This is a genomic window from Streptomyces sp. TG1A-60, assembly GCF_037201975.1.
Taxonomy (GTDB): Bacteria; Actinomycetota; Actinomycetes; order Streptomycetales; family Streptomycetaceae; genus Streptomyces.
Map to the genome: position 1 here is coordinate 916065 of NZ_CP147520.1, position 14718 is coordinate 930782.

Here is a 14718-nt window from a genome sequence, read left to right on the forward strand (position 1 = left end):
ACCGGCGTGCGTACCACAAACCGGTGGCGTACGGCATGCCGTGATCAGTGGCCGCCGTACGCCACAAGGTCCGCGCTCCCGAAAGGGCTCAGCGGAGCGCTACTGCTTCTTCGCCCGGCTCGGCTGCACCCGCCTCGGCTCCCCCGGCATCTTCGGGTACTCCGGCGGGTACGGCAGGTCACCCAGGCCGTGGTCGTGTTCGTCGCGTGCGGCCAGCTCCAGCAGGGCTTCCAGGGAGAACGCGTGGTCGTCCATGTCGGCGTGGACGTCGCCGACCTCGGCGAAGCGCTGCGGCATGGTGGCCAGGTCGAAGTCGCGGGGGACGGCGACGCCCACCTCGTTCCAGGTGAGCGGCGCGGACACGGGGGCGTGCGGGCGGGGGCGTACGGAGTAGGCGGAGGCGATGGTGCGGTCGCGGGCGGTCTGGTTGTAGTCGACGAAGATCTTCTCCCCGTTCCTCCTTCCACCAGGCCGTGGTCACCTGCTCCGGCATCCGGCGCTCCAGTTCGCGGGCGGCGGCGATGGCCGCGCGGCGCACCTGGGTGAAGGTCCAGTCGGGCCGGATCGGTACGAAGACGTGCAGGCCGCGCCCGCCGGAGGTCTTGGGCCAGCCGCGCAGACCGCCGTACTCGTGCAGGACCTCGCGGAGTTCGTGGGCGGCGCGGACCGCGTCGGCGTAGTCGGTGCCGGGTTGGGGGTCGAGGTCGATGCGGAGTTCGTCGGGGCTGTCGACGTCGTCGCGGCGGACCGGCCACGGGTGGAAGGTGAGCGTGCCGAACTGGGCGGCCCATACGACGGCGGCGGGCTCGGTGGGGCACATCTCGTCGGCGCTGCGACCGCTGGGGAAGGTGATGTGGGCGGTGGGGATCCAGTCGGGCATGCTCTTGGGGGCCCGCTTCTGGAAGAAGTTCTCGCCCGTCACCCCTTCCGGATAGCGTTCCAGGGTGGTGGGCCGGTCGCGCAGGGCCCGCAGTATTCCGGGGCCGACGGCGATGTAGTACCGGGCGAGGTCCAGCTTGGTGAAGCCGCGCTCCGGGAAGAAGATCTTGTCCGGACTGGACAGCCGTACCGTCCGCCCCGCCACCTGCAGCTCCAGCGCTTCAGCCATGCGGCCACGGTAGGCGGAGCGGTCAGATATCGCATACCGGGCGCATCCCCTCACGGGGCCGCAGAATCGTAGGCATGGACCTTCCGGTGATGCCGCCCGTGAAACCGATGCTCGCCAGGTCCGTGGCGACGATCCCGCCGGACATGCACTACGAGGCGAAATGGGACGGGTTCCGGGCGATCGTGTTTCGCGACGGCGCGCAGGTGGAGCTCGGCAGCCGCACGGGGAAGACGCTGAGCAGGTACTTCCCCGAGCTGGCGGCGGCACTGCGCGAGCGGTTGCCGGAGCGCTGTGTGGTGGACGGCGAGATCGTGATCGTGCGGGGCGGGCGGCTGGACTTCGACGCCCTCACCGAGCGCATCCACCCGGCGGAGTCCCGTGTCCGGATGCTGGCCGAGACGACTCCGGCGTCCTTCGTCGCGTTCGACCTGCTCGCCCTGGACGACGAGGCGCTGCTGGACGTCCCCCTGACCGACCGGCGCGCGCTGCTCGAGCTGGCCCTCTCCGAGGTCACCGCCCCGGTCCATCTCGCCCCGGCGACCACGGACCGCAAGCTGGCCGAGCAGTGGTTCGACCAGTACGAGGGGGCGGGCCTGGACGGGGTGATCGCCAAGCCGCTCGGTCTGCTCTACCGGCAGGACGAGCGGGCCATGTTCAAGATCAAGCATGAGCGGACGGCGGACGTGGTGGTCGCCGGCTACCGCTTCCACAAGAGCGGGCCGGTGGTCGGCTCCCTGCTGCTCGGCCTGTACGACACCGGGGGAACCCTGCAGCATGTGGGCGTGTGCGCCGCGTTCCCCATGAAGCGGCGCGCGGAGCTGGTGGAGGAGCTGGAGCCGCTGCGGATGGCGGATGTCGGGCGGCACCCGTGGGCGGCCTGGTCCGAGGAGGCGGCGCACGAGACGGCACGGCTGCCGGGCGCGCCGAGCCGCTGGTCGACGAAGAAGGACTTCTCCTGGGTGCCGCTGCGGCCCGAGCGGGTCGCCGAGGTGGCGTACGACCACATGGAGAACGGCGTCCGCTTCCGCCACACGGCCCGATTCCGCCGCTGGCGCCCGGACCGTACCGCCTCCAGCTGCACCTACGCGCAGTTGGAGGAGCCGGTGAACTACGACCTGGCGGAGGTCCTCGGCCCCGGAGCCTGAGGCTCCGGGCACCCAAGGCACCCAAGGCACCCAAGGCACCCAAAGCTCTCAAAAACCGAGGTCAGGGCTCCATCAGCACCTTCACCGCCCCGTCCTCCTTGCGCTGGAACATCTCGTACGCGTGCGGTGCGTCGGCGAGCGACACCCGGTGCGTGGCGAAGGAGTCGACGCCGAGCGGATCGTCCTCCGTGAGGAGGGGCATGATGTCGTCGCTCCAGGTGCGGACGTTGGCCTGACCCATGCGGAGCCGGATCTGCTTGTCGAACATGGTGAGCAGCGGCAGCGGGTCGACCTTGCCGCCGTAGACGCCGGACAGGGAGATGGTGCCGCCGCGTCGTACGAGGTCGATGGCCGTGTACAGGGCGGCCAGCCGGTCCACGCCGAGGCGTTCCGTGACGCGCGCGCCGATGGCGCGGGGCAGCAGTCCGGCCGCGTTCTGGGCGAGCCGCGCGACCGCGCTGCCGTGGGCCTCGGTCCCGACGGCGTCGATCACCGAGTCGGGGCCGCGTCCGGCGGTCCGGCCCTGGACCGCGGCGACCAGGTCCTTCTCGCTGTCGAAGTCCCGGAGGTCGAATGTCTCGACGCCCCGGTCGCGGGCCCGGCGCAGCCGCTCGGGCACCAGGTCGATCCCGAAGACCTGCTCGGCTCCACGCTGCCGGGCCACGCGGCAGGCCATGTCGCCGATGGGGCCGAGGCCGAGCACGGCGACGCTGCCGCCGGGCGGGATGTGCGCGTACTCGACCGCCTGCCAGGCGGTGGGGAGTACGTCGGAGAGGTAGAGGAACCGGTCGTCGGGCGGTCCCTCCGGCACCTTGATCGGCCCGAACTGTGCCTGCGGTACGCGCAGGTACTCCGCCTGGGCGCCCGGTACCGCGCCGTACAGCCGGGTGTAGCCGAAGATCGCGGCACCCATGCCCTCGCCGGTGCACTGGGTGGTCTCGCACTGGGTGGGCAGGCCGGTGAGGCACATCCAGCAGTTGCCGCAGGCGATCTGGAACGGTACGACGACCCGGTCCCCGGCCGCCAGGTCCGGCACCCCGGCGCCGACCTCCTCGACGATGCCCATCGGTTCATGGCCGAGGATGTCGCCCGGCGTCATGAACGGGGTGAGCACCTCGTACAGGTGCAGGTCGGAGCCGCACAGTCCGCTGGAGGTGATGCGGATGATCGCGTCCGTCGGCTCCTGGATCACCGGATCGGGCACGGTCTCCACGCGCACGTCCCGCTTGCCCTGCCATGTCGCTGCCTTCATCGGGCCCACGCTCCGTCCTCGGCTCGGCCAGCAGGTGCCGCCCGGGTACCCGGCGCCCTGTCCCCGAACCACCGGACCACCGGACCACCCCGACCGCCGAGGCTCCCGGACGGCTCCACCACCCCCGCTCGGTCCAGCAGAAAGCGCGTGATCAGAGAAAATCGAGTATGGCCATCTATGAACTTATAAGCGCACAATCGAAGACAACATGGACGAGACAACGACAGTGCGCAGAACGCACAGGGCACACGGGGCACGACGGACGAGGCGCCGCGGGACGACGGGGGCGCTGCTCGCCGCCCTGACCACGGCCGCCCTGCTGGCGGGCTGCACGGTGACCGGTCCGGACGGGGACGACGAACGCGGGCGGGACGACGGCCGCCGGGACGACCAGGTCGGCACGGCACCCGTCGGCCCGGTTCTCGCCGTGAAGGTCGACAACGCCTCCGCCGCCCGCCCTCAGACCGGCCTCGACGCGGCGGACATCGTCTACGCCGAGCAGGTCGAGGGCGGCCTGAGCCGGCTGATGGCCGTGTACGCGACGACGTTCCCGGAGACCGTCGGACCCGTACGCAGCGCCCGCGAATCCGACCTGGAACTCCTCCGTCAGTTCGACGAGCCGACGCTCGCATTCTCCGGCGCCCAGAGCAAGCTGCTCCCCCTCATCGACCGGGCACCGGTGCACGCGAAGACCCCCGAGGACGCGCAGGACGCGTACTTCCGCGGCGACGAGAAGCCCGCCCCGCACAACCTGTACCTGCGCCCGAACAAACTGATCGACTCCCCACCCGGCGCCGACGCCCTCACCACCGGCTTCCGCTACGGGCCGGCACCCGCCGGCGGCACCCCCGAGGACTCCCGCACGGTCCGCTATCCGGCGGCCCGCTTCACCTTCACCTGGTCCGACGACAGCCGACGCTGGCTTCTCTCCATGGACGGCGCTGAGACGATCACCACGGACGACAGCCGGGTCGCCCCGGCCACGGTGGTCATCCAGCACGTGACGATCCGTGAGTCCCGGTTCCAGGACTTCCTGGGCAACAACACCCCGTACACGCAGACCGTGGGCTCGGGCCGCGCGGAGGTCCTGCGGGACGGCCGGGTCTTCGAAGCGAACTGGGAGCGCGGGACACCGACTCAGGGCACGACCTTCACGACACCGGACGGCGAGCGGATGAACTTCGCCGAGGGCCAGGTATGGGTGATGTACAGGGCCCGGTAACGGGCGACGACCATCCGGGGGCTCTTCCGGAAGTCCCTAGCGCAGCGACTCCGCCGGGCTGCGCAGTTCCTCCGCCGCGTCGGCGACCCGCCGTATCAGCTCGAAGAAGACTCCCTGCTCCTCCGCCGACAACGGCGCCAAAAACACCTGGTTCATCCGCGCCGTCCGCACCGTGAGCCTGCGATGCGTCCGCACCCCGTCCTCGGTGAGCCGCAGCAGAAACCGCCGCCCGTCCCGCGGGTCGCGCACCTTGTCGAGGAGCCCCCGGCGGCCGAGCCTGCTGATGACCTCGGACATGGTGGACCGGTCGAGTCCGACCCGCTCCCCCACCGTGCGCTGGTCGAGCCCCGGCTCGGCGACCAGCGAGTTGAGGACCGCGAACTGCGGCGAGGTGATCTCCTCGGAGACCATGACGTTCCACAGCAGGTAGTGGGCCTGCTGCAGCCGTCGGGCCAGGTGCCCGGGGTGGGTGGAGAGGTCCACCGCGGCCATGTTCGCTCCTCGGCTCGGATCGGATCGGCCGGACGTGCTCGGCGATTGGTTTGTGCACTGAACGATACCCGCCTCCCAGTACCGCGTGTCCGTAACCGCGTATGCGGACGACCTCGCCGCCCGTCAGGGCCTTGACGGGGGTCCCGCCGAGTGGCAGCGTGAAGGAAACTTCACCGAAATGCTCAGTGTCCTGATTAACCGGCCACCGGGTGCGGACGAGATGGGGCCTCACGGATGGACAAGGTGGTCGCCACAGCCCTGGAGGCAGTGGCCGATGTGCCGGACGGCGCGACACTCGCCGTCGGCGGATTCGGGCTGAGCGGTGTGCCCAACGTGCTGATCCAGGCGCTGTACGAGCGCGGGGTCTCGGGTCTCGGGGTGGTGTCGAACAACTGCGGGGCCATGGACTCCGGCCTCGCGGTCCTCCTCGCGGCGGGCCGGATCGCCCGGGTGACCGGCTCGTACATCGGGGCGAACAAGGAGTTCGCGCGCCAGTATCTCGGCGGGGAGCTGGAGGTCGAGATGATCCCGCAGGGCACGCTCGCCGAGCGGCTGCGCGCGGGCGGCGCGGGGATCCCGGCGTTCTTCACCCCGGCCGGCGTGGGGACACAGGTCGCGGAGGGTGGGCTGCCCTGGCGCTACGACGGCGACGGCGGGGTCGCCCTGGCCTCGCCGCCGAAGGAGCTCCGCGAGTTCGACGGCACCGAGTACGTGCTGGAGCGCGGCATCCGTACCGACTTCGCGCTCGTCCGCGCCGCCAGGGGCGACCGGCACGGCAACCTGGTCTTCAACAAGTCCTCCCGCAACTTCAACCCGCTCGCGGCGATGGCCGGCCGGGTGACGATCGCCGAGGTCGAGGAGCTGGTGGAGCCGGGCGGGATCGACCCGGACGCGGTGCACCTGCCGGGCGTCTTCGTCCAGCGGGTCCTCCCCCTCACCCCGGAGCAGGCGGCGGACAAGAAGATCGAGCAGCGCACGGTCTCCGCGCCTGCGGCCGTTGGGACGGTGAGCGAGTGATGGCCTGGACCCGCGAGCAGATGGCCGCCCGCGCCGCGCGCGAACTGCGGGACGGCCAGTACGTCAACCTCGGCATCGGCCTGCCGACGCTGATCCCCAACTACCTCCCCGACGACGTCGAGGTGATCCTGGAGTCGGAGAACGGCATCCTGGGCACCGGCCCGTACCCGACCGAGGACCAGGTCGATCCCGATCTGATCAACGCAGGCAAGGAGACGGTCACCGTCCTGCCGGGTGCCTCCTACTTCGACTCGGCACTGTCGTTCTCGATGATCCGGGGCGGGCACATCGACGTCGCCGTCCTCGGCGCGATGCAGGTGTCCGCCGGCGGTGACCTCGCCAACTGGGCCATCCCCGGCAAGATGATCACCGGGATCGGTGGTGCCATGGACCTGGTCCACGGCGCCCGTACGGTCATCGTGGTCATGACGCACACCGCGAAGGACGGCTCGGCGAAGATCCTTCAGGAGTGCGCGCTGCCGCTGACCGGCAAGGCGTGCGTGAACCGCATCATCACCGACCTGGGCGTGCTCGATGTGACGGACACGGGCCTGGCGCTGGTGGAGACCGCGCCCGGTGTCCCCGTCGAGGAGATCATCGTCAAGACAGCCGCCAAGGTGTACATCCCTGAGGAGATCCAGTCATGAGCAACGGTCCGAGGGACGTCTACCTCGTCGACGCGGTCCGCACCCCGATCGGCCGCTACAACGGCGCTCTGGCGGGCCTGCGCCCGGACGACCTGGCCGCGCACGCCATCCGTGAGCTGCTCGCCCGTACGCCGGATCTGGACCCGGCGCGGATCGAGGACGTGTACTTCGGCAACGCCAACGGCGCCGGTGAGGAGAACCGCAACGTCGGCCGCATGGCCGCGCTGCTGGCGGGCCTGCCGACCTCCGTGCCCGGAGTCACCGTGAACCGGCTGTGCGCCTCCGGCCTGGAGGCCGTGATCCAGGCGGCCCGCGCCATCGCGCTCGGCGACGCCTCGATCGCCGTGGCCGGCGGTGTCGAGTCCATGACCCGTGCCCCGTACGTGCTGCCCAAGAGCGACCGGGCCTTCCCCGCCGGGCACACCGAGCTGTACTCGACCACGCTCGGCTGGCGCATGGTCAACCCGAGGATGGACCCGCAGTGGACCATCCCGCTGGGCGAGTCGGCCGAACTCATCGCCGACAAGCACAAGATCAGCCGGGAGCAGCAGGACGAGTTCGCCCTCTCCTCCCACCGGAAGGCCGCCAAGGCGCAGGCCGAGGGTCTGTTCGACGGAGAGCTCGCGCCCGTGCCGATCCCGCAGCGCAGGGGCGACCCGGTCGTCTTCGGCGCCGACGAGTGCGTACGGGCCGACGCCTCCCTCGCGGTGATGGCGAAGCTCAAGCCGTCCTTCCGCACGGTCGAGGGGACGGTCACCGCCGGCAACGCGTCGCCGCTGAACGACGGTGCCGCCGCGCTGCTGCTGGTGGACGAGCAGGGCCTGGAAGCCACCGGTCGCGAGCCGCTCGCCCGGGTCTCGGCCTCGGGCGTGTCGGCGATCGAGCCCCACTACTTCGGCCTGGCCCCCGTGGAGGCCGTCAACCGCGCGCTCGCCAAGGCGGGCAACGCATTCGGTGACCTGGACGTCCTGGAGCTGAACGAGGCGTTCGCCGCGCAGGTGCTCGGCTGTGTCGCCGAGTGGCCCGAGTTCGACCCGGCGATCCTCAACCCGCAGGGCGGTGCCATCGCCCTCGGCCACCCTCTCGGCGTCTCCGGTGCCCGGCTCGTCGGCACCGTCGCCCACCAGCTCGCCCGCAAGGGCTCCGGCGTCGGCGTCGCCACCCTCTGCATCGGCGTGGGCCAGGGCCTCGCCCTCGTCCTGGAGCGTTAAGGAACCCCATGACTCTCACCCAAGCGGACATCGACCTGGAGATCGCGGCCGAGCACGCCGCCTACGAGAAGCGGGTCGCCGACGGCGGACCGGTCGAGCATCAGCCACGGCGCGACTACGCGCCGTACCGCTCCTCGGTACTGCGGCATCCGAAGCAGCCGCCGATCACCATCGACGTCACCAAGGACCCGGAGCTGGTGGAGCTCACCTCCCCCGCCTTCGGGGAGCGGGACATCACCGAGATCGACAACGACCTCACCCGGCAGCACAACGGCGAGCCGATCGGCGAGCGCATCACCGTCTCCGGACGGCTCCTCGACCGCGGCGGGCGCCCGCTGCGCGGCCAGCTCGTGGAGATCTGGCAGTCCAACTCGGCAGGCCGCTACGCCCATCAGCGCGAGCAGCACGACGCCCCCCTGGACCCCAACTTCACGGGCGTGGGCCGCACACTGACCGACGACGACGGCCACTACCACTTCACGACGATCCAGCCGGGCCCCTATCCGTGGCGCCAGCACCTCAACGCCTGGCGGCCGGCCCACATCCACTTCTCGCTCTTCGGTTCGGCGTTCACCCAGCGGCTCGTGACCCAGATGTACTTCCCCAACGACCCGCTGTTCCCCTACGACCCGATCATCCAGTCGGTGACGGACGACGCGGCCCGGCAGCGGCTGGTCGCCACCTACGACCACAACCTGTCGGTGCCGGAGTTCTCGATGGGCTACGTCTGGGACATCGTGCTCGACGGACCGCAGGCCACCTGGATCGAAGAAGGGCGCTGACCTGCCATGACGAAGATCGACACGAGCCGTCCGGAGACGGTGCTCCCCACCCCCTCACACACGGTCGGCCCCTTCTACGGCCACGCCCTGCCCTTCCCCGGCGGCGGCGACATCGCCCCCGTCGGCCACCCCGGCGCCATCGCCCTCCAGGGCTACATCACCGACGGCCGGGGCAGCCCGCTGCCGGACGCGTTCGTGGAGCTGTGGGGCCCGGACCCGGACGGAAACCTGCCGCAGGTCGACGGCTCCATGCGGCGCGACCCGGCGAGCGGTGGCTTCCTGGGCCGCAACGGCGTGGAGTTCACCGGCTGGGGACGCGTCCAGACCGACGCCAACGGGCACTGGACCGCTCGGACGCTGCGGCCCGGCGCGCGCGGGCGGAGCGCCCCGTACATCAGCGTGTGCGTCTTCGCACGCGGCCTGCTCGTACACCTGTTCACACGTATCTATCTGCCGGGCGACGAGGCCGCGCTGGCCGCCGACCCGCTGCTCTCCCAGGTGGACCAGACGCGCCGCGGCACGCTGATCGCCGAGGACCGGGGCAACGGCACCTACCGTTTCGACATCCGCCTTCAGGGCGAAGGCGAAACGGTCTTCCTGGAGTTCCAGTGACTTCTGCCGACGCCGGCACCGGTCTGCTCGCCCCCGGGTGGGCCGGTTCCCCGGCCGCGACCGCGACGAGCGACACCGCCTATCTCCAGGCGCTTCTCGACGCCGAGGCCGCACTGACCCGGGCCCAGTCCACGCTCGGGCTCGCCCCCGCCGGGGCCGCGACGGCGGTGACCGAGGCGGCCGGGTCCGGCACCTTCGACCTACGGTCGCTCGCCGAGCGCGCCCGCGGCGGCGGGAACCCGGTGATCCCGCTGGTCGCGGACCTCACCGAGGCGGTCGGCGCACAGCACAACCCGTACGTCCACCGGGGCGCCACCAGCCAGGACATCATGGACACGGCGACGATGCTGGTCGCTGCCCGCACCCTCGCCCTGATCCTGGCCGACCTCGGCCGTACGGAGGCCGCGCTGGCCGCGATCGCCGCCGCGCACCGGGACACCGCGATGCCCGGACGGACCCTCACCCAGCACGCCGTGCCGACCACGTTCGGGCTGAAGGCGGCGGGCTGGCGCTCGCTGATCCTGGACGCCAGGGACCGGCTCGCCGCCGTACGGGCGGCCCTCCCCGCGCAACTCGGGGGCGCGGCGGGCACCTTGGCCGCCTTCACCGTCTTCGGTTCGGCCGACACCCATGCGTTGAGCACCGCGTACGCCCGTGAACTTGGCCTGTGTGCACCGGAGTTGCCCTGGCACAGCCTGCGCACGCCCGTCGCCGACCTCGCCGGCGGGCTCGCCTTCGCCGCCGGCGCTCTCGGCAAGATCGCGGTGGATGTGCTCACCCTGGCCCGAACGGAGATCGCGGAGGTCGCCGAGGGCAGCGGGGGTGGCTCGTCGGCGATGCCGCACAAGGCGAACCCCGTGCGCTCCACGCTGATCGCGGCGGCGGCCCGGCGGGCGCCCCAGCTCGCGGCGACGCTGTACGGCGCGCTGGCCGCCGAGGACGAGCGGCCGGCCGGGGCCTGGCACGCCGAGTGGGAGCCGTTGCGCGATCTGCTCCGGCTGGTCGGGGGCGCGGCCCGGGACGCGGTGGAACTCACGCACGGCCTGCGGGTGAACGCCGACGCGATGCGCCGACACCTGGACCTCACCCACGGGCTGATCGTCTCCGAACGGCTGGCCGCCGAGCTGGCCCCGCTGCTCGGCCGGGCCCGGGCCAGGGAGCTGCTCACCCGGGCCGCCGGACGCGCCCACGCCGAGAACCGGCCGTTGGGCGAACTGCTCGCCGAGGAGAGGGAGTTGAAGGACCTCGCCCGCGAAGACCTCGCGGCCCTCACCGATCCCACCCGCTACACCGGTTCCGCCGGAGCCCTCACCGACCGCGCCCTGGAGCGACGTTGACCGAGAAGCTACTCAACCACCGCGCGGAGGGACCGGCTTCCGCTCCCCCACTGCTGCTCGGCCCCTCCCTCGGCACCTCCGTCAAGCTGTGGGACAAGGTGGCGCCCGAACTGTCGATCACCCACCGGGTGATCCGCTGGGACCTGCCGGGACACGGCGACTCCCCCGCCGGCCTGATCTCCCCCGGTGCGACCGTCGCCGACCTGGCCGGACTGGTGCTGGCCCTGGCGGACTCGCTGGGCGTCGGGCGGTTCGCGTACGCGGGGGTCTCCCTCGGCGGCGCGGTCGGACTGCACCTGGCCGCGCACCACCCGGAGCGGGTCTCCTCCCTCGCCGTGATCTGCTCCTCCGCCCACTTCAGCGGCGCCAAGCCGTGGCGGGAGCGCGCGGAGCTGGTGCGCCGGGAGGGGCTGGCCGGGCTCGCGGGGTCGGCCGAATCCCGTTGGTTCACACCGGGGTTCACCGTCCCGGAACTGGTCGAGGACCACCGCGGCGCCGACCCCGAGGCGTACGCCGCCTGCTGCGACGCGCTCGCCGCGTTCGACATCCGCGCGGACCTCGCCGCGATCTCCGCGCCCACCCTCCTCGTGGCCGGCCGCCAGGACCCGGCGACACCGCCCGCGCACCTGCGGGAGATCGCGGACGCGGTGCCGGGATCGTCGCTCACCGAGCTGCCCGGCGCCTCCCACCTGGCCCCCGCCGAGCGTCCGGAAGCCGTCCTGGCCGCGCTGCGCGGGCACTTCGACGGATTCGCGCAGCGCGGCATGGATGTGCGCCGCCAGGTCCTCGGCGATCCGCACGTGGACCGCGCACAGTCCCGGCAGACGCCCTTCACGGCCCGGTTCCAGGACTTCATCTCCCGCTACGCCTGGGGCGAGATCTGGACCGACCCCACGCTGTCCCGCCGTGAACGCAGCATGATCACGCTGACCGCGCTGGTGGCCCACGGCCACTACGACGAGCTGGCCATGCACGTCCGGGCGGCCCGCCGTAACGGCCTCAGCCCTCAGGAGATCGGCGCCGTACTCCTCCAGAGCGCCGTGTACTGCGGGGTTCCGGCGGCCAACTCGGCGTTCGCGGCGGCCCAGCGGGTGCTCGCGGAGGAGGACGCGGGGCAGGACTGACCTACACGATCCGGTTCAGTGCCTCCCGTGCCTTGCGGACCAGCCCGTCCGCGCCGCAGGAGTCGGCCAGGGCGAGACCCCTGTTGAGTTCGGAGGCCGAGCGGATGGTGATGCCGTACTCGACGCGGGCCGCCGCGTGCTCGTAGGCGGAGGGTGAGGCGGCCAGGTAGGTGACGGCCTTGGCACGCAGGTCGACGGCCTTCTTGCCGACGGCGAGGTGGGCCTCGACTCGGAGGGCCTCGCCGATGGCGGTGTCCGTGCCGAAGCGTTCGGCACGGCGGCGGACGCTCGTGGCGAGTTCGGCGGCGCGGCGCGGGTCCTCGGTGGAGAGGGCCCGGGCGAGATCTCCGCCCCAGGGAGCGATGACCGTGTTGTGGTGGCCCCGGGCTGCCGCCGCCTTCTCGGCTGCCTCCAACTCGTTGATCCCGTCCTCGGTGCGACCTACGGCGAGCAGCAGCCGGCCCCGCACTGAACGGGGGTCGGGCAGCACGACGGTGGACGGGTACGGAGGCGCGAAGCCGTGCTCCTCCGCGACCTTCCAGGCCTCCTGGACGTGCCCTCGGGCGAGCAGCGTGTCGACGAGGTTGCAGGTCGACGACCAGTGCAGGGGCAGTCCCCGGCCGACCCGCTCGGCGAAGGCCAGCGACTTGCGCAGGGATTCCTCCGCCTCCCTGAGGCGACCCCGCAACCGGTGTCCGTGCCCGACGTAGGCGTGGGCCAGGGCGAGGTGGCCACCGCTCCACCCGGCGGACTCGTAGGTGTGCAGCGCCTCCGTGTAGAGGCTCTCCGCCCGGTCCAGCCGGTCCGCGTAGGCGTAGGCGATGGCCAGCATCAGCAGCAGTTCGATGCCCCACTCGCTGTCGGTCCAGCCGAGGCCCGGCGCCAGGCGGCCGTTGACGAGGGCTCGGTCGCAGAACTCGACGCCCTCCCCGGCGTTCTCGCCCCGCACCACCGCGTCGAAGCCGCGCAGGATGAGCAGCGCGCGCTCGGAGTTGTCCCGCCCCGTGCAGGTCTCGGCGAGGGCGGCGAGTTCCTCGGGATGGGTCGGGGAGAGCTCCACGTCGGCGTGGATCACCTCCCACATGTAGTGCGCGGCCCGGAGCCGCATGCGGGCCGGGCCCGGCTCCAGCCGGGCGGCCTCCGCGTCGACCGTGCGGACGGCCTCCTCCAGCTGGTCGTTGTGGAGGAGCGCCTGGGAGAGGCGGAAGACGGCGTCCACGCGCTCGGCGCTGTCGAGGCCCGGTTCGGCGAGGGCCGAGCGGAGGTATGCGACGGTGGTGGCGGGCGCGGTGAGGAGGGTGGCGCAGCCCAGCTCGTAGAGCACGCGGACGCGTACGTCCTGCTGCGGCGGTTCCTTCAGGGCACGCTCCAGACAGCGGCGGGCGGCTTCCGGGGCGCCGACGGCGAGGTGCTCGCGTGCCGCGGCACGCAACTGCTCGACCAGTTCGGGGTCGCCGTCCGCGTGCACCTCGACGAGGTGGCGGGAGGCCGCCGCGGCGCCACGTCCGGACTCGGTGACGACCGTCGCGGCCACGCCGTGGAACGCGGTGCGGATGCCCGGCGGGATCGACTTGTAGACGGTGGTGGCGATCAGCGGGTGCACGAACTCCAGATCGCCGTCCTCCGCCCGGCGGTTGACGGGATCGGGTTCGGTGAGGATACGGGCCGCGGTCAACAGGTCGGCGCACTCCGCCGCGGTCATTGGGTTCAGGGAGGCGAGGCGGGCGACGATCTTCACGGAGATGCCGGTGTGCAGGATGGCCGCCGCCCAGGCGAAGCGGGTGGCGTCGGCACCGAGCGTTTCGAGGCGGGCGACGAGACCTCGGCCGCGCGCGGTGCGGTTCAGGGCGCGTAATTCGGCCGCGGAGCCCTCGACCGGTTCCAGGTCGCTGTCCTGCACCTTGGCGAGGAGTTCGACGGCCTCGTACGGGTTGCCGCCGGTCACTGCCCACACCTCGCGGCAGAACGGGTCGTCGGCGTGCCGGCCCACCGTGGCGCGGGTGAGCCCGGCGGTGGCCTCGGGGGTGAGTGACCTGAGCGTGGTGACCGGGCGGGCCTTGGCGGCGACCCGGGCGAGGTGGCGGGCGCTCTCGCCGGTGGCCTCGCCGGGGCGGCGGGCCACCACGACCAGGACGCACATCTCCGTCAGGCGCTCGGCGACGGCGGACAGCCAGTGCAGGGTCTCCTGGTCGGCCCAGTGGACGTCGTCGATGAACAGCACGAGCGGCCAGGTCCGCCGGGCGAGCCGGTTCACGGCGGCGACCAGTCCGTAGCACACGGCCTGCGGGTCGGCCGGGCCCGCGCCCGGCTCGGCGAGCCCCAGGGCGGGTCCGGCGATGTCGTACCAGTCGCCCGGGTACTCGCGCGTCTCCTCTGCCAACAGGCCCAGCAGCGCGGGTTGCAGCAACTGCCGTACGACGTTGAAGGGGACGGATGTGACGGTCTCGCCGCCGCGTGCGTACCAGGCCGTGCAGCCTCGCTCCTCGGCGATCCGGCGGGCCTCGGCGAGCAGTGCGGTCTTGCCGATGCCCGCCTCGCCGCTGAACACCAGGACACTGCCGGGTGACGCCTTGCCGACGCGGAGTTCGTCGATCGCCCGGGTGATGGCGGAGATCTCCGCGTCGCGCTCCCACAGGGAAGCCGAGGCGGCCCCGTCGGACCGTCCCTCCGTCATCCCGCCACCTCCCCGGGTCGCCCGAACGGCGTACAGGTCATCGAGCGTAGCCCCCTGGCCGCCGGAGTGGAGGCCGGTCCGGGCACCGATTGCCG

12 protein-coding genes and 1 pseudogene are annotated in these 14718 nt (G+C 72.1%); 9 read left to right on the forward strand and 4 right to left on the reverse strand.

What is annotated here, in order from left to right; all coding sequences use genetic code 11:
- Nucleotides 1–99: 99 nt before the first annotated feature.
- A pseudogene (gene ligD, locus WBG99_RS03380) lies at nt 100–1108 on the reverse strand (non-homologous end-joining DNA ligase).
- Between the two features lie 74 nt (nt 1109–1182).
- Here ligD and WBG99_RS03385 point away from each other — a divergent pair.
- Entirely contained in the window at nt 1183–2253 is a 1071-nt protein-coding gene (locus WBG99_RS03385; protein ID WP_338894873.1) for an ATP-dependent DNA ligase, read from the forward strand.
- A gap of 61 nt (nt 2254–2314) precedes the next feature.
- Here the strand turns inward: WBG99_RS03385 and WBG99_RS03390 are convergent, their stop codons facing one another.
- Nucleotides 2315–3505, reverse strand: a complete 1191-nt coding sequence (locus tag WBG99_RS03390; protein ID WP_338894875.1) for a zinc-dependent alcohol dehydrogenase — start codon at nt 3503–3505, stop codon at nt 2315–2317.
- Between the two features lie 208 nt (nt 3506–3713).
- Here WBG99_RS03390 and WBG99_RS03395 point away from each other — a divergent pair, with 208 nt between their 5' ends.
- Nucleotides 3714–4727 (forward strand): DUF3048 domain-containing protein, encoded by a 1014-nt coding sequence (locus WBG99_RS03395; protein WP_338894877.1) that lies wholly within the window; start codon nt 3714–3716, stop codon nt 4725–4727.
- Nucleotides 4728–4763: 36 nt separating this feature from the next.
- Here the strand turns inward: WBG99_RS03395 and WBG99_RS03400 are convergent, their stop codons facing one another.
- Nucleotides 4764–5219 (reverse strand): MarR family transcriptional regulator, encoded by a 456-nt coding sequence (locus tag WBG99_RS03400; protein WP_338894879.1) that lies wholly within the window; start codon nt 5217–5219, stop codon nt 4764–4766.
- A gap of 234 nt (nt 5220–5453) precedes the next feature.
- Between WBG99_RS03400 and WBG99_RS03405 the strand changes: the two genes are divergently transcribed.
- From WBG99_RS03405 to pcaD, 7 genes are read left to right on the forward strand one after another with little or no spacing between them, the layout of a single operon-like run.
- Nucleotides 5454–6236 (forward strand): CoA transferase subunit A, encoded by a 783-nt coding sequence (locus tag WBG99_RS03405; RefSeq protein ID WP_338894881.1) that lies wholly within the window; start codon nt 5454–5456, stop codon nt 6234–6236.
- Nucleotides 6236–6883 (forward strand): CoA transferase subunit B, encoded by a 648-nt coding sequence (locus WBG99_RS03410; RefSeq protein ID WP_338894883.1) that lies wholly within the window; start codon nt 6236–6238, stop codon nt 6881–6883. The genes WBG99_RS03405 and WBG99_RS03410 overlap by 1 nt, the downstream gene beginning before the upstream one ends.
- Complete coding sequence (locus WBG99_RS03415) at nt 6880–8094, forward strand: thiolase family protein (protein ID WP_338894885.1); 1215 nt, start codon at nt 6880–6882, stop codon at nt 8092–8094. Before WBG99_RS03410 ends, WBG99_RS03415 begins: the two co-directional genes overlap by 4 nt.
- 8 nt (nt 8095–8102) lie before the next feature.
- Complete coding sequence (gene pcaH / locus WBG99_RS03420; RefSeq protein WP_338894886.1) at nt 8103–8876, forward strand: protocatechuate 3,4-dioxygenase subunit beta; 774 nt, start codon at nt 8103–8105, stop codon at nt 8874–8876.
- A gap of 6 nt (nt 8877–8882) precedes the next feature.
- Nucleotides 8883–9488 (forward strand): protocatechuate 3,4-dioxygenase subunit alpha, encoded by a 606-nt coding sequence (gene pcaG, locus WBG99_RS03425; RefSeq protein WP_338894888.1) that lies wholly within the window; start codon nt 8883–8885, stop codon nt 9486–9488.
- Nucleotides 9485–10825, forward strand: a complete 1341-nt coding sequence (gene pcaB / locus WBG99_RS03430) for a 3-carboxy-cis,cis-muconate cycloisomerase (protein WP_338894890.1) — start codon at nt 9485–9487, stop codon at nt 10823–10825. Before pcaG ends, pcaB begins: the two co-directional genes overlap by 4 nt.
- Nucleotides 10822–11949 (forward strand): 3-oxoadipate enol-lactonase, encoded by a 1128-nt coding sequence (gene pcaD / locus WBG99_RS03435; RefSeq protein ID WP_338894892.1) that lies wholly within the window; start codon nt 10822–10824, stop codon nt 11947–11949. The genes pcaB and pcaD overlap by 4 nt, the downstream gene beginning before the upstream one ends.
- 1 nt (nt 11950) lies before the next feature.
- Here the strand turns inward: pcaD and WBG99_RS03440 are convergent, their stop codons facing one another.
- The gene (locus WBG99_RS03440) at nt 11951–14623 is read right to left on the reverse strand and encodes an AAA family ATPase (RefSeq protein WP_338894894.1); all 2673 of its coding nucleotides are present in this window, start codon (nt 14621–14623) and stop codon (nt 11951–11953) included.
- Between the last annotated feature and the right edge of the window lie 95 nt (nt 14624–14718).